At 51.4% G+C, this 20,415-nt stretch carries 14 protein-coding genes; 12 read left to right on the top strand and 2 right to left on the bottom strand.

All coding sequences use genetic code 11. From position 1 onward, the window contains the following. Positions 1-103 precede the first annotated feature (103 nt). From GA0116948_RS15305 to GA0116948_RS15250, 12 genes are all read left to right on the top strand, one after another. Positions 104-1,135 (top strand): hypothetical protein, encoded by a 1,032-nt coding sequence (locus GA0116948_RS15305; RefSeq protein WP_089713785.1) that lies wholly within the window; start codon positions 104-106, stop codon positions 1,133-1,135. A 70-nt stretch (positions 1,136-1,205) separates the two neighbouring features. Further along, entirely contained in the window at positions 1,206-1,958 is a 753-nt protein-coding gene (locus GA0116948_RS15300) for an MlaE family ABC transporter permease (RefSeq protein ID WP_089713799.1), read from the top strand. Between the two features lie 47 nt (positions 1,959-2,005). Next, on the top strand, positions 2,006-2,845 hold the full coding sequence (locus GA0116948_RS15295) for an ABC transporter ATP-binding protein (RefSeq protein WP_089713782.1): 840 nt from the start codon (positions 2,006-2,008) through the stop codon (positions 2,843-2,845). Positions 2,846-3,053: 208 nt separating this feature from the next. Further along, a complete protein-coding gene (gene sucD, locus GA0116948_RS15290) occupies positions 3,054-3,929 on the top strand; it encodes a succinate--CoA ligase subunit alpha (RefSeq protein WP_089713781.1) in 876 nt (291 codons plus the stop codon). A gap of 138 nt (positions 3,930-4,067) precedes the next feature. Beyond that, positions 4,068-9,938, top strand: coding sequence for an alpha-2-macroglobulin family protein (locus tag GA0116948_RS15285; RefSeq protein ID WP_089713778.1), 5,871 nt, complete (start codon positions 4,068-4,070; stop codon positions 9,936-9,938). Between the two features lie 29 nt (positions 9,939-9,967). Further along, positions 9,968-11,011: an NAD(P)/FAD-dependent oxidoreductase gene (locus GA0116948_RS15280; protein ID WP_165798480.1), complete on the top strand. Its 1,044-nt coding sequence runs from the start codon at positions 9,968-9,970 to the stop codon at positions 11,009-11,011. 81 nt (positions 11,012-11,092) lie between these two features. Beyond that, positions 11,093-12,853, top strand: a complete 1,761-nt coding sequence (gene aspS / locus GA0116948_RS15275; RefSeq protein WP_089713774.1) for an aspartate--tRNA ligase — start codon at positions 11,093-11,095, stop codon at positions 12,851-12,853. A 238-nt stretch (positions 12,854-13,091) separates the two neighbouring features. Continuing rightward, positions 13,092-13,610: a glucosaminidase domain-containing protein gene (locus GA0116948_RS15270; RefSeq protein WP_089713772.1), complete on the top strand. Its 519-nt coding sequence runs from the start codon at positions 13,092-13,094 to the stop codon at positions 13,608-13,610. 41 nt (positions 13,611-13,651) lie between these two features. Continuing rightward, positions 13,652-15,076 (top strand): SGNH/GDSL hydrolase family protein, encoded by a 1,425-nt coding sequence (locus GA0116948_RS15265; protein ID WP_089713771.1) that lies wholly within the window; start codon positions 13,652-13,654, stop codon positions 15,074-15,076. Continuing rightward, positions 15,063-16,430 carry a GDSL-type esterase/lipase family protein gene (locus GA0116948_RS15260; protein WP_165798481.1) on the top strand — a complete coding sequence of 456 codons (1,368 nt, stop codon included), beginning with the start codon at positions 15,063-15,065 and terminating at the stop codon, positions 16,428-16,430. The genes GA0116948_RS15265 and GA0116948_RS15260 overlap by 14 nt, the downstream gene beginning before the upstream one ends. Next, positions 16,427-17,914, top strand: coding sequence for an MBOAT family O-acyltransferase (locus GA0116948_RS15255; RefSeq protein WP_089713767.1), 1,488 nt, complete (start codon positions 16,427-16,429; stop codon positions 17,912-17,914). The genes GA0116948_RS15260 and GA0116948_RS15255 overlap by 4 nt, the downstream gene beginning before the upstream one ends. A 114-nt stretch (positions 17,915-18,028) precedes the next feature. Then, the gene (locus tag GA0116948_RS15250; protein ID WP_123891812.1) at positions 18,029-18,337 is read left to right on the top strand and encodes a hypothetical protein; all 309 of its coding nucleotides are present in this window, start codon (positions 18,029-18,031) and stop codon (positions 18,335-18,337) included. Between the two features lie 70 nt (positions 18,338-18,407). Here the strand turns inward: GA0116948_RS15250 and GA0116948_RS15245 are convergent, their stop codons facing one another. Both GA0116948_RS15245 and GA0116948_RS15240 read right to left on the bottom strand, forming a co-directional pair. After that, the gene (locus GA0116948_RS15245; RefSeq protein ID WP_089713763.1) at positions 18,408-19,457 is read right to left on the bottom strand and encodes a sensor histidine kinase; all 1,050 of its coding nucleotides are present in this window, start codon (positions 19,455-19,457) and stop codon (positions 18,408-18,410) included. A 169-nt stretch (positions 19,458-19,626) separates the two neighbouring features. Continuing rightward, on the bottom strand, positions 19,627-20,310 hold the full coding sequence (locus GA0116948_RS15240) for a response regulator transcription factor (RefSeq protein ID WP_089713760.1): 684 nt from the start codon (positions 20,308-20,310) through the stop codon (positions 19,627-19,629). Between the last annotated feature and the right edge of the window lie 105 nt (positions 20,311-20,415).

The raw sequence follows: 20,415 nt of genomic DNA, 5'->3' as shown, positions 1-20,415 counted from the left end.
AATTCATAATTCATAATTCATAATTCATAATTCATAATTCATAATTCATAATTCATAATTCATAATTCATAATTCATAATTCATAATTCATAATTATGAACCCATGCAAACCATTTCCAAAAAGAAGCTGTTTTTCCCGGTCAATATGGCCTTCCGCAAGTATCTTCGCCTCTATGAGCGTGAAATGGCTCTGCCGGTAAAGTATGAAGACCTGCGCTATTTCCAGTATGGTATGGCCGTATATGACAAACAAGGACAGGACACGCTCTGGGAAACGGTTTTCTACCCGCCTGCCATGGTAGACGATCTGCACCGGGGGCTTAAACGAATTTATTCTTTGCTTAAAGCTGGGGGCGATCAGGCCGCAGAAGAGCACCTGCATGTAGAGCGCATCGACTTCTGCACCTTTGGCAACTCACATCCCTTCCGCATTAAAATTGTCAATAATTACAACGAAGTATACGATTACTATTATGTGAAATTGGCAGACGCTTCCCGTATTTACGGCCTGGAGCTGGAGCATGTGTTATCGCCCTACTGGATGAACTTCCTGGTGGATGGCAATACCCTGATAGAAGAACATATTGCCGGTGTACCCGGCGACCAGTTTGCAAAACATTGGATAGACCGGCCAGAGTTTAACCACAAGCGCATTGCCAAAGAGTTCGTGAAATTTAACGAACGCTGTTTTGCCCGCCTGCTGGGTGATATGCGCTCTTACAACTTCGTATTCGACATCACCCCCGATTTCGACGATGTGCAGTTCCGCATCCGCGCCATCGACTTTGACCAACAGTTTTATGAAGGCCGGCGAACGTTGTATATGCCCCAGTTTTTCAAGGAAAACCGCGTGTTCGTAGACCTGGCCATCAAGCACCTCAATGCAGAAGTGGTAAAGCAATACCAGCAGGAAGAGCGCTCGCTCATGGCCCGCCGCATTAAAGTGCAGCGCCACCGCATTAAAGACATGCGCGATGTGATCATGAGCGATCAGGTGGCCCTGCCCGAAAAGGTGCAGCAACTGGGCGATGAGCTGGCCCAATATTATGGCGATAGCGGTTTTGAGCGCTGCCGCACCATGGGCGAGATCATAGAACGCAGCCTGAAGCGCCTTCTTGTACAAAGCCTGAAATAAACCAAATAAACCCCGGTAGTGACGCTATTGCCATACAGGTACACTACAAAAACACCTATCTTTGGCCAGTATGGAATTCAAGTTTTTCTCCCTGTTCGGCCAGTTCCTGCTCATGCTAAAGGGCATGTTTACGAAGCCGGAGAATTTTAGGATGTACTGGAAGGAGTTTATGAATCAATGCGTGGACATTGGCATCGGGTCGTTGGGCATTGTAGTGATCATTTCCATTTTCATGGGTGGGGTTACCACCCTGCAAACTGCTTATCAACTGGTCAGCAATTTTGTTCCTAAGTCTACCATTGCACAGGTGGTGCGCGACACCATTGTGCTGGAATTTGCACCCACCCTCACCTGTATTGTACTGGCAGGGGTAATTGGTTCCAAAATCGCATCGGAACTAGGCAATATGCGCGTGTCTGAACAGATAGACGCCATTGAGATCATGGGCATCAATACCAAGGGCTACCTGCTGTTTCCCAAAATTGCCGCCAGCATGCTCATGATCCCTGCACTAGTGATCATTGCTGGCTTCCTGGGTATCTGGGGGGGTAAAACCGCCGGCGTAATGTCTGGCATCATCTCTAACGATGAGTATTGGCGCGGCTTACGGCAGGAATTTAAACCTTACAATGTGTTTTTTGCCCTCACCAAATCCTATGCATTCGCCTTCATTATTTCCACCATTCCCTCGTTTTATGGGTATAATGTAAATGGCGGTGCCCTGGAAATTGGCCGGGCCAGCACCCGCTCTGTGGTGGTAACCTGCATACTTATACTGGTGGCAGATTATGGACTGTCTGCCCTCTTGCTCGCCAATGGCTAAAATAGCCCTTGTCTTTTCAGCACTTGTTACCTGGAAATTTGTATTACATGATCGAACTGGTAAATATTAAAAAAAGCTTTGGTGATCGTGAGATCCTTAAAGATGTAACGGCCACCATGGAATCCGGAAAAGTGAACCTTATCATCGGTGCCAGCGGCAGCGGCAAAACCGTTATGATGAAGTGTATGGTAGGCCTGATGGAAGTAGATGCCGGCCATATTCAGTACGACAAACAAAACTTTACCAACCTGGATGTTGCAGGCCGCAAGGAACTGCGCAAGCAAATAGGCATGCTGTTCCAAAGCTCCGCCCTGTTCGACAGCATGACGGTAGAACAAAATGTAATGTTCCCCCTGGATATGTTTAGCATGGGTACCCTGCGGGAAAAAAAGAAGCGGGTACTGGAATGCCTGGACCGCGTGAACCTGAAAGACGCTGCCAAAAAACTACCCGCAGAAATTTCCGGGGGTATGAAAAAAAGGGTAGGCATTGCCCGGGCCATCGTACTAAATCCCAAGTACCTGTTTTGCGATGAGCCTAATTCTGGCCTGGATCCACAAACCTCCCTGGTGATAGACCAGCTAATCAAAGAACTGACCCACGAAAACAACATGACCACGGTGATCAATACCCACGATATGAATACCGTAATGGAAAGCGGAGACCACATCGTATACATGTTTCAGGGACAAAAACAATGGGAGGGTAACAATAAGGATATTATTTTCAGCAAAGACCAAAAGCTGAACGACTTCATCTTTGCTTCCGAATTCCTGCGCGAAGCCAAGGAAATGCGGCAGATGGACATGTTCAAGGATAAAGACTGGAGAGAACAGTTTAAAAAGCAGGCCGAAGCAGGCAGTGATGAAAAGAAAGCAGCAGAGTAGGAGCCGCAACGGCTGGGAGAATAGGGTACTATACCCGTCGGTATCCTGCCCGCACAAAGGGCCGCCACCCGGCAGCCACTGCTGCACCAGGCCAAGATAAACCGTAAATTAACCATGCCCGGATTGCCATTATCCACATTTATCCGTTAATTTTGCCCCGCCCGGACAGGCAGATTCCAATATCTTAAACCAATAAACAAAGCGCGCGATGAGTGTTTTAGTTAATAAGCAAAGCAAAGTGATCGTGCAGGGATTTACCGGTACTGAAGGTACTTTCCATGCCACACAGATGATCGAGTACGGTACGAATGTAGTAGGCGGTGTAACGCCCAACAAAGGCGGCACTACCCACCTGGACCGTCCCGTGTTCAATACCGTTTCCGACGCGGTAAAAGCAACCGGCGCCAACGTATCTATCATTTTTGTGCCGCCGGCATTTGCTGCCGACGCGATCATGGAAGCCGCCGAAGCCGGCATTGCCCTGGTGATCTGCATCACAGAAGGCATTCCGGTACAGGATATGGTGAAAGCCAAGCATTACCTGCAAAGCACCAACGCCCGCCTCATAGGACCCAACTGTCCTGGTGTAATTACTGCCGAAGAAGCTAAAGTGGGTATTATGCCTGGCTTTATCTTCAAAAAGGGCCGTATCGGTATTGTATCTAAATCCGGTACCCTCACTTACGAAGCTGCCGACCAGGTAGTGAAAGCTGGCCTGGGTGTTTCTACCGCCATCGGTATTGGTGGAGATCCTATCATTGGCACGCCCACTAAAGACGCTGTAGAACTACTCATGAACGATCCCGAAACGGAAGCCATCATTATGATCGGCGAAATTGGGGGCAGCATGGAAGCCGAAGCAGCCCGCTGGATCAAGGAATACGGTACTAAACCCGTGGTAGGCTTCATTGCCGGCCAAACGGCCCCTCCCGGACGCCGCATGGGTCACGCAGGTGCCATTGTAGGCGGTGCAGACGATACCGCTGCCGCCAAGATGAAGATCATGGCAGAATGTGGCATCCATGTAGTAGAAAGCCCGGCAAACATTGGCAAAACCATTGCCGAAGTGCTGAAAAAGAAATAGTACACTTTACCATATTTAAGGGAACAAAGCCGGCCAAGCAATTTTTTGCAGCCGGCTTTGTTTTTTTTATGCAATCCGGCGCGCGGGTGCATCCTGCTGATGCTGATTGCATTGCTGATCGTTTAAAATACGCCTGATATGCGCCGTTTCCTGTTTGCCTTGTTGGCCGCTTGCACACTTTATTTGCCCGTCCTGGCCCAGTCTTATGATTATGAGGCGCATTGGAAGGAGATAGACTCCCTGGATTTTAACAAGTTGCCCCAGTCTGCCTTGACGCAGGTGCAGGGCCTGTATGCCCAGGCACTCCGCGACCACCAGGATGATCAATTCCTGAAAGCCCTGTTCTACCGTTTACGCCTATCCGAATCGCTCAAAGTAAAGGGCGATTACAGCGATTTTCGCCTGCTCCGCCACATGACAGACACCGCCACCGGCGTTCGCAAGGCTTTGCTGAGCAATGCCCTGGCCCATTGGTATGCCAATTTCCGCAAGGGTCACTGGAACCTGCCGGATAAATCTGCCGCCGCAGATACGGCTGCTAACCCCGAAACCTGGTCCCGGGACCAATTACAAATCCTGCAGCGCAACAGTTTCCTCCTTTCTATAACCCCCGCATCATTGCTGCAACACACACCCGCCAGCGCCTACCCCGCCCTGGTGCAGAAGGGCAATATTACCTGGCGGCCCACCTTGTACGACCTGCTGGTGCAGGATGTAATAGATCAATATCGTGGACATCGCGGCTCCAACCTGCATGCCGGTGCTATGCAGGCAGCCCTGTACGCCGATGCCGGCACGTTTGTAAATACCTCCTTCCCCGGTGAAGATACCTCCGCTGGCAACATAGACCTGCTGAAACTGTATCAATCCCTCCTGCGCCTGCACGGGCAGGATACCGGCAGGGCCGCCCTGTTGCAGGCCGACCTGGAACGCTTGCTATACGTGCGCTCCATAGATGGCGGCAGCGATAGCTTGGGGAATGTCTTTTACCTGCAAGCCCTGCAACGTATGCGCCATACCTACGCCGGCCAGCCCGAAGTGAGCGCATTGTATTACCAGGAAGCGGCGTATTACCAACAGGAAAAAGACATGGTCAGGGCCAAAGCCTGCTGCGATAGCGGCATAGCCCTGTGGCCGGGCTCCTTTGGTGCCGCAGACTGCGCCCGTTTGCTGGCCAGCATCACCAAGCCGGAACTGGAATTGCACTTTGAAAAGGTGAATGTGCCGGCACTGCCTTTCCGCACCCTGGTACAATACCGCAACCTGGATAAAATATACCTCCGGGCCATCCGCATGGGCAGCCGGGAAGCTGCATCCCTCGTCCGGGCGGATGGAAGTAAGGCTTACGTTGCCGCGCTGGCGTCGCTGCCGTCCGTACGCACCTGGGAGCAGCCCTTGCCCAACCCTGGAGACTATCAGGAGCACAGTAGCGAAATAAAAATAGCGGCCCTGCCACCCGGCAAATATTTGTTGCTAGCCAGCCGGCAGCCGGATTTCTCCTTTGCTGGCAATGCATTGGCCGTGGGCGTTACCCTGGTATCTAACCTGGCGTACATAGGCGATGGCACCGATTATTACTTCCTGGACCGGCAAAGCGGCCATCCCGTAGCGGGTGTACAAGTATGGGTGTATAATAGCGATGACGATGCTCGCCCGGTGCAAAAATTAATGACAGACGCCACCGGGCATTGCCCCCTGGCTGCCCGCGTAAAAAATATGCAGCGGGTGAGCCTGCAAGGCATATACGGTAAGGATACCCTCTTTCTCGATGACGTACAATATCTCCCCAATCTCCGGCAGCCGGCCACCACGGAGGAGACACAAAGTCCTGCCCTGCATTATTTCACCGACCGCTCGCTGTACCGCCCCGGGCAAACGGTATATTTTAAAGGCATTGTGAGCCGGAAAAATAGCCAGGGATACCCCACGGCGTGGCCCGGCTACAAGATCACTGTATTCCTGCAAAACGATTCCTACGATGCGCTGGATTCCTTAACCCTTACCAGTAATAAGTTTGGGTCCATCTCCGGCAAACTGAAAATACCCGACAATGCGCTGCCTGGTGAATACAACCTGGGCGATGATACGACCAGTGATGAGGTAAGTTTTCACGTAGAAGCCTATAAGCGCCCGCGCTTTGAGGTAACGATGGATACCGTAAGAACCGAAATCCGCCTGGGCGACAGCGTGTTTGTAACCGGCCATGTACGCGCCTTTGCCGGCTTCAATATCAGTGATGCTACTGTGAAGTACACGGTGCAACGCCGCGAGGGTAATTACTTCCAATGGTACTATGACAACGGTGGCACCACGGTGGCAGATACCGCTACCGTGACCGATAGCCTGGGCAATTTTACCCTGCGTTTTAAAGCGGAAGCCTCCGGCAACGGGCGGCAATATTTCTTCACAGTACATGCCGCCGCCACCGATAACAATGGCGAAACCCATGATGGAGAAAGTAAGTTGCTGATAGGCCATACCTACCTGCAAATAATGGGAAACATACCGGAAATGGCAGCTGCGGAAGACCTGAAAAAAATAAGCTTGCTATCCTATAACGCCAGCGGCAGCTTCTTGCCGGTAAAGGCTACCCTCACCCTGGTACAGGTGCATACCCCTACTACCCTGAAGCGCCACCGCCTGTGGGATGCGCCAGACCAGTATGCCATGTCGCAAAGCGATTTTGAAAAAGATTTCCCGCTGGATGAATACCAGCAGAACGATGATCCCAAAAAATGGCCCCTCGGCAATACGGTTTGGACCAGCCCTGTGATGATCCGCAAAGACAGCCTCCTGTCCCTGCCCCTGGGGCTGATGAAGCCAGGTGTATATGAACTGCAGGTATTGGCACACGATAAAAGTAATGCACCCGTACAGCAGCACTGGCGCTTCACCTACGTGAGCCCCCGTGCCGCCCTGCCTTATCCGGCTTATTTGCTGGCCATACAAACTAGGGCTACGCAGGCAGATTCCCTGCACCTGGCCATTGGCAGCACGGCCAGCGACATCTATTGTTTCCAGACCCTCATGCAGCAGCAAGGGCCTGAAGGGGAAACAATGTCCACGCATCACTTCCTGCGCCTACAACCCGGTATGAATGCGGTGTCCATACCCCGCCCAGGGAATAGCCAGTTGCTGGTGAATATGACGTTTGTAAAAGACAACCGCTTGTACCACTGGGAGCAGCGCTACCTGCCGGCGATGCAGCAATACGCCCTGCCCATCCAGCTAGAAGCCCACCGGAATAAACTGCTGCCCGGGGAAAAAGAACAATGGAAAATAAACCTTCCTGCCGGCACGGCGGCAGAACTGATGGCCAGCATGTACGATGCCTCGCTGGACGCCCTGTACAAACAAGCCTGGAACCTGCAAGACTTTCGGAGAGAAACCTATTTCTACCACAATTGGAGTACGCCCGGCTTTGAAGCTTCTGCGGGTTACCAGGTAGATACGCCTGATACTACTGCGTATGCCAAACTGATACCCGACCGCCTCCAGCGGTGGGATAGTAAGCCGGAAAGTTATAATATTCGCCTCCGGGGAATGAGCACCATGGCGCCTGCCCCGATAAGTGCGCTACAAGGGTCATTGCATGGATTGTTATTCGAAGCGAGTGAAAAAAATAAGGCCCTCGCCGGAGACGTGGTGGTAGCCGGTTTAGGCGCGGTACAGCCTGGCAAGGATGCGCTCCTGCCGCTCACCGTAGCGCCGGAGCCAGTAATACCCCGCAAATATTTCAACGAAACCGCCTTCTTTTACCCCACCTTACTGCCGGATAAAAATGGGCAGGTAGCGTTATCCTTCACCCTGCCGGAGTCGCTTACCCGCTGGAAGTTCATGGGGCTGGCCCATACCCCCGATCTGAAAATGGGATACATCGAAGACGAAATCGTTACCCAAAAACCGCTCATGGTGATGCCCAATGCGCCCCGCTTCCTGCGCGAAGGCGACCACATTACCCTGAGCGCTAAATTAACCAGTACCGCCAGCCAGCCATTGGAGGGCCATGCCCGCCTGGAGCTGCTGGATGCCGCCACCGGCCAGCCGGTAGACAGCGCGTTTGGTAACATCCTGCCCGCGCCCGCCTTTACCCTACCACCGCAGGGCAGTACAGCAGTTACTTTTGCGCTCCAGGTGCCTGCCCATTTCACCAGTGTGCTGCGCTACCGCGTTACCGCCAGCGATGGTCATTTCAGCGATGGAGAGGAAAATACCATCCCGGTACTGTCTAACAATACCCTGGTTACAGAATCGCTGCCACTGCCGGTTCCGGGCGATGGCACCTTTACGTTTTCACTGCCCGGCTTACTACACAGCGATACGGCGGCCACCTTGCAACAGCAGCAACTAAAACTGGAATTTACCGCCAACCCTGCCTGGAACGCCGTGCAGGCATTGCCCTTCCTGATGGAATACCCCTACGAATGCGCCGAGCAAACGTTTAACCGCTATTATGCCAACGCCCTGGGCGGCTACATCGTGTCCAGCATGCCCCGCATCCGGTCGGTATTCCAAACCTGGCAAAATAAAGACACTTCCGCCCTGCTTAGCAACCTCGAAAAAAATGAAGACCTGAAAAGTGCCCTGCTGGCAGAAACGCCCTGGGTGCTGGACGCCACCAGCGAAAACGCCCGTAAACAACACGTAGGCCTGCTCTTCGACCTCTATAAACTAGGCACAGAAAAACTGAACGCTAAACAAAAATTGCAGGCCATGCAATTGCCCAACGGCGCTTTCCCCTGGTTCAACGGCAGCGGGGAAGACCGTTTCATTACCCAATACATAGTGGCGGGTATGGGCCGCTTGCAACAGTTGCAGCTATCCGGCACCGACGATGCCGGCATGCGGGCAAGCTGCCAAAAAGCAATCGCCTATCTCGATGCCCAGGTGCTGGCAAAGTTTGATAGTCTACCGGGTGCACTGGATATACATTATCTCTATGCGCGGAGTTTTTTTAAAGATCAGCCGTTAACCTACACGATGAACGCTGCCTTTGGCCGCCTGCTGGCCAACGTATGTGCAGCCTGGAAGCAGCAAAGCACCTACACGAAAGCCTTACTGGCCCTGGCCTTGTACCGCCAGGGTGATAGCATCACGGCCCGCCACATACTGGCCTCACTGAAAGAATACGCGATAAAAGACAAGGAGCAAGGCACCTACTGGAAAGACGTAATAGCCGGTTATTATTGGAATGAAGCGCCCATAGAAGTTGCCGCCCAGCTACTCGAAGCGTTCAAAGAAATAAATCACGACACCGATATGGTAAACGGCATCAGCAACTGGCTGCTCCGCAACAAACAGGCACAGGGCTGGCACACCAGCAAAGCCACTGCAGACGCCTGTTTTGCCCTGCTGCTCCAGGCGGGCCGGCTGGAGCATACGCCCGAGATCAACATCCAGGTGGGCCACGAAAAAGTGGTGGCAGAAAATGCGGAGGCAGGCACCGGGTATTTTACCCACACCTGGAAACCCGCTGCCATACAGCCCGCCATGGGGCAGGTAACCATTACCGCCGCCCATACCCAGGGCCAGCCTGCCTGGGGAGCCCTGTACTGGCAGTATTTCCAGGATATGAACCATGTAATGGCGGCAAAAACCACCTTACAAGTTCAAAAACAATTATACCGTACGCAAAACAATACCCTGGTACCCATTACGGCAGCACAGCCTATTAAAGTAGGGGATAAGATCACCATCCGCATCACCCTAACCACCGAACGGGACCTGCAATACGTGCACCTCAAAGACCTGCGGGCAGCGGCTTTTGAGCCGGTGGGTGCTTTGAGCGGCTACACCTGGCAAAACGGTGCCGGTTATTACCTGGCCATCCAGGACGTGTCTATGAATTTTTTCTTCAATTCCTTATCACAAGGGGTGCATGTCATCGATTATGAAGTGTATGCCACCCACCCCGGTGTTTTTTCCAATGGCATCACGACCTTGCAATGCATGTATGCGCCGGAATTTGCCGCCCACACAGCGGCCCAGCGTATCACCATCCAGGAGTAGCTGGGCCGTTTTTCCTAAATTGCGGCCCAATGAAAGACTACCTCCTCATAGGCCAGGGCATAGCCGGCACCTTGCTTAGCTGGCACCTGCTACAGGCGCAGAAAGATATACTGGTGATAGATGAGGCCCGCCCGGACACAGCCTCCCGCATTGCGGCGGGCATCATCAACCCCGTGTCTGGCCGTCGCTTTGAAACGGCCTGGGAGTACGACCGCATCTACCCCTTTGCCAAAGATACCTATGCTGCAATGGCTGCCCTGCTGCATACAGACACCTTCGTGGAGCGCGATATCTTTACGGTATTTCCCTCCGCACAAATGCAAGCCGCCTTTCACGCCAAAACCAATACCAGTCCTTACATACAGCCGGTAGTTGAAAACCGCTACGCGCACTATTTGCAGCAGGAGCATGGTGCCGCCATTGTAAAAGGGGCCACCGTACTATTGCAAAACCTGCTGCCCGCTTACCGCCGTTACCTGGCGCAACTTGGCTGCCTGCAGGAAGCGGTATTTGACTTTGCCGCCCTGGAGCTGCACGATAACCATGTTTCCTACAAAGGCCTGGCGGCAAAACGCATTATCTTTTGCGAAGGCCCCGCCATTGCCCGCAATCCTTTTTTTAATTTTATTCCCTTCCTGCCCAACAAAGGGGAGGCCCTTCACATAAAAATACCGGGCTTTTTTACCGAAAGCATCCTTAAAAAATCCATTATGCTGGTACCCCAGGCCCCGGAGCATTTCTGGTTAGGCTCCACCTTTGCCTGGGACTTTCCGGATACAGCGCCCACCGCCGCCAAAAGGGCCGAACTGGAAAACGGGCTGCAACAACTGCTGTCTGTTCCCTATACCGTAACCGGCCACAAGGCCGCCATACGCCCCTCCACCACCGACCGCCGGCCAGTAGCGGGCCTACACCCGCAATACCCCCAACTGGGCGTTTGGAACGGGCTGGGTACCAAAGGCTGCTCCCTGGCTCCGCTCATGGCCTGGCATTTTTCGCAACTCCTTGAAAATGATATCCCTTTGCCGCCGGAAATAGAGATAAAACGGTTTTTTAACAGGTGGAAAGCATAAAAATCCACCCACAATACTATCTTTGCGCACTTGCTGTCTACCCTCTGCGTAGGCATTCATCGACAAAAAGTATTATAGAATATGTATAGGACGCATACTTGTGGCGAATTAAGAATAGAACAGGCGGGCACGCCCGTAACCCTCTCGGGATGGGTGCAAACCGTGCGCAAATTCGGCAGCATTAACTTTGTGGACTTGCGCGACCGGTATGGCATTACCCAGCTATTGTTCAATGAAAGCCTGCAAGCGCAACTAGATGCACAGCCCCTGGGCCGCGAGTTCGTAATAGCCGTAAGCGGCACCGTTGCTGCGCGTACCAGCATCAATAAAAATATACCTACCGGCGATATAGAGGTGATTGTAACCCAATATACCATCCTGAACGCGGCCAAAACGCCGCCCTTCACCATCCAGGACGATACAGATGGTGGCGATGAGCTGCGCATGAAATTCCGCTACCTGGACCTGCGCCGCAACCTGGTAAAGCAAAACCTGGAACTGCGCTACCGCGTAAACCGCGCTACCCGCAACTTCCTCGATAGCAGGGGTTTTATGGAAATTGAAACGCCTTTTCTAATTAAATCTACTCCGGAAGGTGCCCGCGATTTCGTGGTGCCCAGCCGTATGAACACCAACGAATTTTACGCCCTGCCACAGTCGCCCCAAACCTTTAAGCAACTGCTCATGGTAAGCGGGTACGACCGCTACTTCCAGGTGGTAAAATGCTTCCGCGACGAAGACCTGCGGGCCGACCGCCAGCCGGAGTTTACCCAGATAGATTGTGAGATGAGTTTTGTGGAGCAGGAAGATATTCTCAACAACTTCGAGGATATGTTGAAATATATCTTCCGCGAGATCAAAGGCCTTGAATTTCCGGAAGCCTTTCCCCGCATGACCTTCGACGATGCCATGGAATATTATGGCAACGATAAGCCCGATATCCGTTTCGATATGAAACTGGTGAACCTTACCAACACCGTAAAGGGCCACGGTTTCAAAGTATTTGACGAGGCGGAGGTGGTATTGGCCATCAATGCTACCGGCTGCGCCGAATACACCCGCAAGCAACTGGACGAACTGACTGATTGGGTAAAACGCCCCCAGATAGGCATGAGCGGATTAATCTACGCCCGTGTGGGTGCAGACGGGTCTGTAAAAAGTTCTGTAGATAAATTTTTCGACGAAACCCAGCTTAAAACCTGGGCTACGCTTACCAACGCCCAGCCGGGCGACCTGATACTGGTAGTGGCTGGCCGGGAAGAAAAAACCCGCAAAGCCGCCTCCGAACTGCGCCTGGAAATGGGCGAACGATTGGGCCTGCGGGATAAAAACGTGTTTAAACCCCTGTGGGTAATAGATTTCCCGCTGTTCGAATACGCAGAGGAAGAAAAACGCTGGGTGGCCCGCCACCATCCCTTCACCTCGCCCAAGCCGGAGCACATTGCGCTGATGGACGATCTGAGCCGCTATGCCGAGATAAAGGCCAATGCTTACGATATTGTGCTGAATGGTACCGAAGTAGGCGGGGGTAGCATCCGTATTTTCCAACGCCCGTTACAGGAGAAGATGTTTGCCGCTTTAGGCATGTCGCCCGAAGAAGCCCAGCACAAATTTGGCTTCCTGTTAGGTGCCTTTGAATATGGCGCGCCGCCGCACGGGGGCATTGCCTTTGGACTTGACCGTCTCTGCGCTTTGCTGGGGGGCAGTGATACCATCCGCGATTTCATTGCATTCCCGAAGAACAATTCGGGCAGAGACGTAATGCTGGACGCACCCAGCGCCATAGACGAAGCCCAACTGAACGAGCTGAAAATAGACCTGGTAAGAGCACCCAAGGCCTAGCCCGCAGCAAAACCGGTGTAAATGGTTTATCTTTGGCTATACCACGTTCACCGGGAAGTCGCCTGATTTGGCCGGGTCATTAAAATGCATTACATTTAATTATAATCTATATGGGGTAATACCCACCTGTTTTATACGTTAATAAAGAATATTTAAAACCATTTTTTCACGAAAACGATGATTATTGAATAGGGGAACGAGTTGGGGCGGATGCTTTATTGAACCTAAACGTCACCAAATGAAATGCAGTAAAATTGTAAAGGCACTCGTATGCAGCCTTAGCCTGATGATCATTTTCAGGACGGCCCAAGCGCAGCATTACACCGCAAAAAGTTACTTGCATGAATACACACCAGTAGCGCAGCAGTTGATGAAAGAATCTGGTATACCGGCTAGTATTATCCTCGGCGTAGCCATGCTGGAATCGGGGATGGGCAATAGCAAGAACGCCCGGCTGCTCCACAATCATTTTGGCATTGTAGGCCGGAACGAATTGCACAAGAAGGGTACCTATCATTCCAAGTATAAAGAATATGCTAACGCAACAGCTTCTTATAATAGTTTTGTAAAGACGCTGCAACGCAAAAAGTGGTTCAGGTCCATGAAAGGAACATCCGACTATACTCTATGGCTAAAACACATGCATGCAGGCAAGTATTCTGCCGCCGGTAATGTATGGGTTACAAGAGTCACCGCTATCATCACCCGTTATAAATTGCATGCATTAGACGCAGATATGACGCTGGTTAAAGAATAAGCGCGTATGGATAAGCGTTAGTGCTGCATACGATTTTTAGTATGTCCGAGAAGAATAGATTTGCTTATCCTTTTTACATCGTTGCGGGAACCTTGGGCTGCCTGTTGGCGCTCTCTTGCGTACAGAATAGTTTTTCTCTCAAAAATTTTACCAGCCGGCAGGTAGACCTGCTGGCCGATCTGCGGCCTAAAAATACCCCCGGCCTCCTTCCTGGAGAAGATAGCGCTGCCACGGTAGCAGGTACCACCACCCAGCCCACATCGCCTGCAGACAGCACCCAGGCTGTGGACACCACCGCCACTGCTGCTGCACCCCGCTATAATTTTGAAACCTACACCGGTATCCAGGATTATGGGAAAACCAGCACCACTCCGGGAGATATTAGTCCTGGAATGGCCCACTTCCTGCAAGCCCTGCACGATCTGAAAGCCGGCAAGCGCCGCAAAGTACGCATTGCCTACTTCGGCGATTCCATGATAGAAGGCGACCTCATTACGGAAGACCTGCGAGATAGTCTGCAAAATTTCTTTGGGGGCGAAGGCGTGGGCTTTGTACCAGTAACCTCTATCGTGGCCTCTTTCCGTACCACCATTACCCATACCTTTTCTAAAGACTGGACCGACTATCATTATAAAAATCTTCCTGCCGGTAACCTGCCCCTGGGCATTTCCGGCCATACCTTCCTGCCCTCCGCCGGCAGTTGGGTGAAATATAGCCCCGTACACAAGCCCCACCTGGATAAGTTTGAAGAAGTGAACCTTATCTATGGCCCAGGCGATGGCCACAGCACCCTGACGGCTAATGAACATACCTACCCCCTCAGCGGTAATCAAACGGTAAACAGCCTGGCTATACAGCCCGATACCACCGGCGGCCTCCTCATGAAATTTGACAATGCCGGTAGCCAGCCCCTTTACGGCGTTTCCTTTGAAAGCCCCGAAGGCGTGTTTGTCGATAACTTTTCTTTTCGTGGCATCAGCGGCATAGAACTGGGCCGCCTTTCCCGCGATATGCTTATGCACCTGCAGGAAGAACGCCCCTACGACCTGATCGTTTTACAATACGGGGCTAACATACTCTGGAAACCGGAACTCACCGATTATAGCTGGTACCAGCGCCCCATGACCAAAGTGCTGGATAGCCTGCGGGCAGATTTCCCGCAGACTTCCTTCCTGGTGATCAGCACCGCAGACAAGTCTTACCGCAAGGAAGATAAATACGTGACGGCCCCGGGCGTTACCGCCCTGCTGCGCGTACAGCATACCATGGCAGAAGCCCATGAAGCCGCTTTCTGGAACCTGTATGCCAACATGGGCGGCAACGGTTCCATGACCCAGTGGGTAGAGTCAGAACATCCGCTGGCCAATAAGGATTATACCCATTTTAACCGGCAAGGCGCCGCCAAGGTAGGTGCATTGCTTTTTAAAGCATTATTGAACAAATATCATGAAGATGAAAAGCCGTAAGCTCGTCTTGCTACTGCTGTGCTGTATACTGGCCGGCAGTACTGGCACCATGTCCGCGCGGCAACAACATCCCGCCAAAAAAGCCATTCAACATAAGCCGCCTGCCACTGCCAAAAAAGCAAGTGGTAAACCCTCTACCGCCCGCAAGGGCAAGGCCGGCAATAATGCCGCGCCCACCTTTACGCCGCCCAACCGCATCCAGCAGGAAAATGGGCTGTCGCCTTTTTTCGACGCCTTGCAACTGAAAGACCAGGTGGTGTCTGTGCTGCAACTGGGCGATAGTCACGTGCAAGCCGGCTTCTTCCCCGCTGCCCTGGCCAGCCGCCTACAGGGCGATTTTGGCAATGCAGGGCGGGGATGGGTATTCCCTTTTAACCTCGCCAATACCAATGGCCCCAGTGATTATAAATGGAGCAGCGCCCGCATCTGGGACACCCAGCGCATTGTAGACCGTAGTCTGAACGAGGCCCCTGGCCCCGGCGGCATGGAGCTCACCACCCGCCAGCATACCATCTCCCTCCAGTTCAGCGGCAATGATGGCAATGCCATGGATAATACCGTGAAAAAGGCCACCCTGCTATATTACGGTGGCGACGACGCCACTGTTACCGCCGGCGGTGCCCAGGTAAATATTCAACCCGTGCCACTGCCTGGCGACGCCCTGAAGCTTACCGACGCTACCCTCACCTTTGATACGCCGGTGAATGGCTTTACGGCCAACTGGCTCACCCAAAGTAATGCGAATTTCCACTTTTACGGCGCCTTGCTGCAAAACGGGCATCCCGGCATTTTATACAGCGCCATCGGGGTGAATAGCGCCATGTACCAGCATTACAACGACAACAGCAGCACCCTCACCGCATTGATGACGGTGCTACAGCCACAACTGGTCATTATTTCCCTCGGCACCAACGAAGCCTATGGCGGCATCACCGCCAGCCAGATGGCGGCCAATATAGACCGTACCGTTACCACCCTCCGGGAGCTGAACCCGAACGTGGCCCTGCTACTTACCACCCCGGCGGCTAGCAGCATAGCCACCCGCAAAGCCTACCGCCGCCGGCAGGGCAAACGGTACGTTACCTCCTACAAGGTGAGCTACCGCCCTAACACCAACGTACTGGTGATGCGCAACGCCATCCTGCAATACGCGCGTGAACACCAACTGGCCGCCTGGGACTTTTATGAACAGAACCGTGGCATGAGCAAAGCCTTTTCCGGTGCCTGGTCTACGGATCATATTCACTTTAACGCACATGGCTACACGTTGCAGGGCAACCTGCTTTACGATGCCATTCACACCGCATATCAACACTATTCTCAGCTTAATATTAAAACAACAGCCGGTTTATGATGGACGTACTACAACAACTGGCTTATCAGCTCACCTATCACCGGGAAGATCCTATTCTGCTGAACAGTGCTTTCTTCTTTTACTACTTCGTGGTATTTCTCTTTTGCTACCTGGCCGTGAGTGGCAGCAAGCAGGGGAGGGTGTGGGTATTTTCCCTGTTCTCACTCTACTTTTTTTACAAGGCCTGCGGCTGGTACGTGGGGCTGGTCATACTCTCTGCCGTCGTGGATTTTATACTGTCCAACCGTATTTACCGGGAACCACGGCTATCCAGGAAAAAGTTGCTCCTGGGCATAAGCGTGGTGGCCAATTTAGGCATGTTGTTTTTCTTTAAATACACGAACTTTTTCATCGGTATTGTAAACGACCTGCATCTGGGCCACCTTACCCCGTTACAGATATTCCTGCCAATCGGCATATCTTTCTACACCTTCGAAAACCTGAGTTACACCATCGACGTGTACCGGGGGGAAATAGCGCCCGTAAAGGAATTCATGGACTACGTGTTCTTCTTGTCGTTTTTCCCTAAGCTCATGATGGGGCCCATTGTGCGCGCGGCAGATTTTATCCCGCAAATAGCCAAGCCGTATAAACTAACGGCGGAGGATGTAGGCAAGGGCATGTACCTTATCCTCACCGGCCTTTTCAAGAAAATGGTGATCTCCGATTTCATTAACCAGAACTTCGTACAATACATTTTCGACGACCCTTCCAAACACGTGGGGCTGGAGTGTTTGCTGGGGGTATATGGGTATGCCCTCATCATTTATTGCGATTTCTCCGGGTACTCCGACATTGCCCTGGGCATTGCCCGCTGGACTGGTTTTAAAATTCCGCCCAACTTCGACTCGCCCTATCAAAGCACCAACATCACGGAGTTTTGGCGGCGATGGCATATTTCGCTTTCCTCTTGGCTGCGCGACTACCTTTATATTCCGCTGGGCGGCAACCGCAAGGGTAAGGTGCGTCAATACATAAACCTGGCCCTTACCATGCTTATAGGCGGTTTCTGGCATGGGGCCAGTTGGAACTTTATTTTCTGGGGGGGGCTGCATGGCGCAGCCCTGGCCCTGGACAAGCTTCGCATTACCTTCCTTAAAAAACGGCAATATGTATTTAAAGGGTTTAGCGCCGGCTTTTGGAAAGTAGTCGGCATATTGATCACCTTCCATTTCGTATGCTTTTGCTGGATATTTTTCAAAGCCAGCACCTTTGCCGATGCCTGGACACTCATTCACCAGATTATATACGACTTCCAGCCCAATGTAATGGGTACCTTATACGAAGGGTATAAACCCGTATTCTGGGTGATGGGTATGGCCTTTGTGCTGCACTTCCTGCCCCGCAGCAGTGAAAACTGGCTGGCCAAACGTTTTGAGAAAATGCCCGTACCCGCCAGCGTGGTGGTGATGGTGGTATTCCTCTGGTTCATCATCCAGGTAAAATCTACCCAGCCAATGATGCCCATCTATTTGCAGTTTTAATAAGCAGCCCTGCATAAAAAAGAAAGCCGGATCCGCATCCGGCTTTCTTTTTTATGCCCTATATTTATAGTGAAAACCTTCTTAGCACAACTTCCCTCACCAAACCAATTCCTTATGTTAACAATCCTATTAGTGCTTGCCCTGTTGTTTTTCATTGCACACGTTGCCCTTTTATTTACTTCATTTGGAAAAACAGCGTATAACAAGCGGCGCTATGCCTGGTCGCACTATACGTTGTGGATCTGTGGCATTATTGTGTATGTGGCCGCCGTACTGAATGCTCGTGGCGATGATACCTTGGGCATTTTTAACACCCCGTTAAAGCAGTTGCTCATTTTGGTAGTCGTGGCTGTACTATCCTTAGTGGCCCATACCATTGTGAGAAAACTGGTATTGCCTAAATATAAAGCAGGCATCAAGTAAGAGCGAAAAGGCATAAAAAAGAGCGCTGGCATAGTCTATGGCAGCGCTCTTTTTTTTATGCACTATTATTTTACTCTTTGCCCGAATCCAGTGTAAACCCGAACGTAGAACCGATATCTGGTTTGCTGCGCACATTAATGGTTTGGTGGTGCGCTTCCATAATATGTTTTACAATGGCCAGTCCCAGTCCGGTGCCGCCAATGTCGCGGCTGCGGGCCTTATCGGTGCGGTAGAAGCGTTCAAATACGCGGGGCAAATGGTCTTCCATCATGCCAATGCCGTCGTCGGATATTTCTACCAGTACCCGCTTCCCGTCCATGTTGTAAAAACTGGCCACCGTATGGCCGGAGGCCTTGCCGTATTTTATAGAATTATCCACCAGGTTAATGAGTACCTGGCGTATTTTTTCCTTATCTGCCAGCACATGCAAGGGGGCTTCACAACCTTTTTTAATGCTAAACTTTATGTCTTTAGTACCGGCCTTCAGCGAAAGCGTGTCAAACACGTCGCGGGTAAGATCCTGTATCACAAAGGTTTCCGGGTTGATCGTCATTTCGCCGCTTTCTAGTTTGGAAATTTCGTCCAGGTCGTCCAGCAAGCGGCAGAGGCGGTCTATATTCTTGGTAGCATTTTTTAGGAACATACGGTTCACCTGGGGATCTTCCAGCGCGCCGTCTAATAAAGTATGGATATATCCCTGCACCGCAAAGATGGGTGTTTTTAACTCATGTGAAAGATTTAGTAAGAACTCCTTACGAAATGCTTCGTTTTTTCGCAGTACTTCCAATTCTTCTTTCTTTTGCTGGGCCCATTTTTCCACATCCTCGCTCACCTCGTCGATGGTTTTAAGGGGCAGTATGTTTTTATGGAAGAAGTCTTCCCGTTTGGTAGCCTTGGTTTGATAAATGAATTTGTAGATAAGTTTTACTTTCCGGTATATAAAATTTTGCAGGGTGTATAAATACAAAAAATAAGATACCAGGAAGGTAAGGCCAAAAGCAATGCCCACCACTGGCCAGCGACCGTCGGCAATTAAACAGAACAGGGCAAGGATAGCGGCAAGAATTAATGCAGTAAAGCCCGCGAGCTTTTGCGGGGAAAGGTTTTTAGCACTGAACATACTCCTAAGCGAGTAAATTGATTAATAGTGGAAAATTAATTTAATTTTTCTGTTTTCCTGCAAGCCATAGCCGGGTTTCTAAGGCCAGGGAAAGCTGCCTGGGGAGCAGGATTTAAGCCTTTACTTAACCGCACCTGCGGCAAAGCGGGATGCTTTTTTTCCAGGTCCTTTAAATATCAAATTTATAACCTACCCCTTTCACCGTGGTGATCAAATCTACACCCAGCTTCTGGCGTATTTTACGGATATGCACATCTATGGTGCGGTCGCCAACAATTACTTCCGTGCCCCATACCTGGTTCAGTATTTCGTTGCGCAGGAACACCCGGCCTGGTTTGGAGGCCAGCAGTTGCAGCAATTCAAATTCCTTTTTGGCCAGCACTATCCCGGCTCCTTTGTAATTCACTGAAAATCTTTCCCGGTCTATCACCAGGTCGCCCAGGTGTACCTGCATATCTTCCGGCTTGTTCAGGCGGCGAAACAGGGCATTGATGCGGCTTACCAGCAATTTAGGCTTAATGGGTTTGGCAATATAGTCATCGGCCCCCATGTTCAGTCCGTCGATTTCAGATTTTTCATCATTGAGTGCTGTCAGGAAAAGGATCATCGTTTCCTTAAATTCCGGCAGCTTGCGCAGGTCCCGGCAGGTATCTATCCCGTTTTTATTGGGCATCATAATGTCCAGCATAATCAGATCGGGACGAAATATTTTGGCCTTCTGGATGGCCTCCAGACCATCTTTTGCCGTTACGGTGTCATAACCGGCGCTCTTCAGGTTGTAGCTGATTATTTCCAGGATATCCAATTCGTCATCCACCACTAAAATTTTTCCTGCAACCGCTTGATCGATCATAACTGTTAACATTGAGTTGAAAAGACGCTGCAAAATTAATCCCACTTCATATGAAGTTTGCATTATGAAATTGTTAACGAAGCGCCTGCGGGAAACGATAGGCCA

This window comes from Chitinophaga costaii (genome assembly GCF_900094705.1).
Lineage (GTDB): Bacteria > Bacteroidota > Bacteroidia > Chitinophagales > Chitinophagaceae > Chitinophaga > Chitinophaga costaii.
Note: the sequence above shows the minus strand (reverse complement) of the source record. Positions and strands in the feature narration are given on the sequence as shown.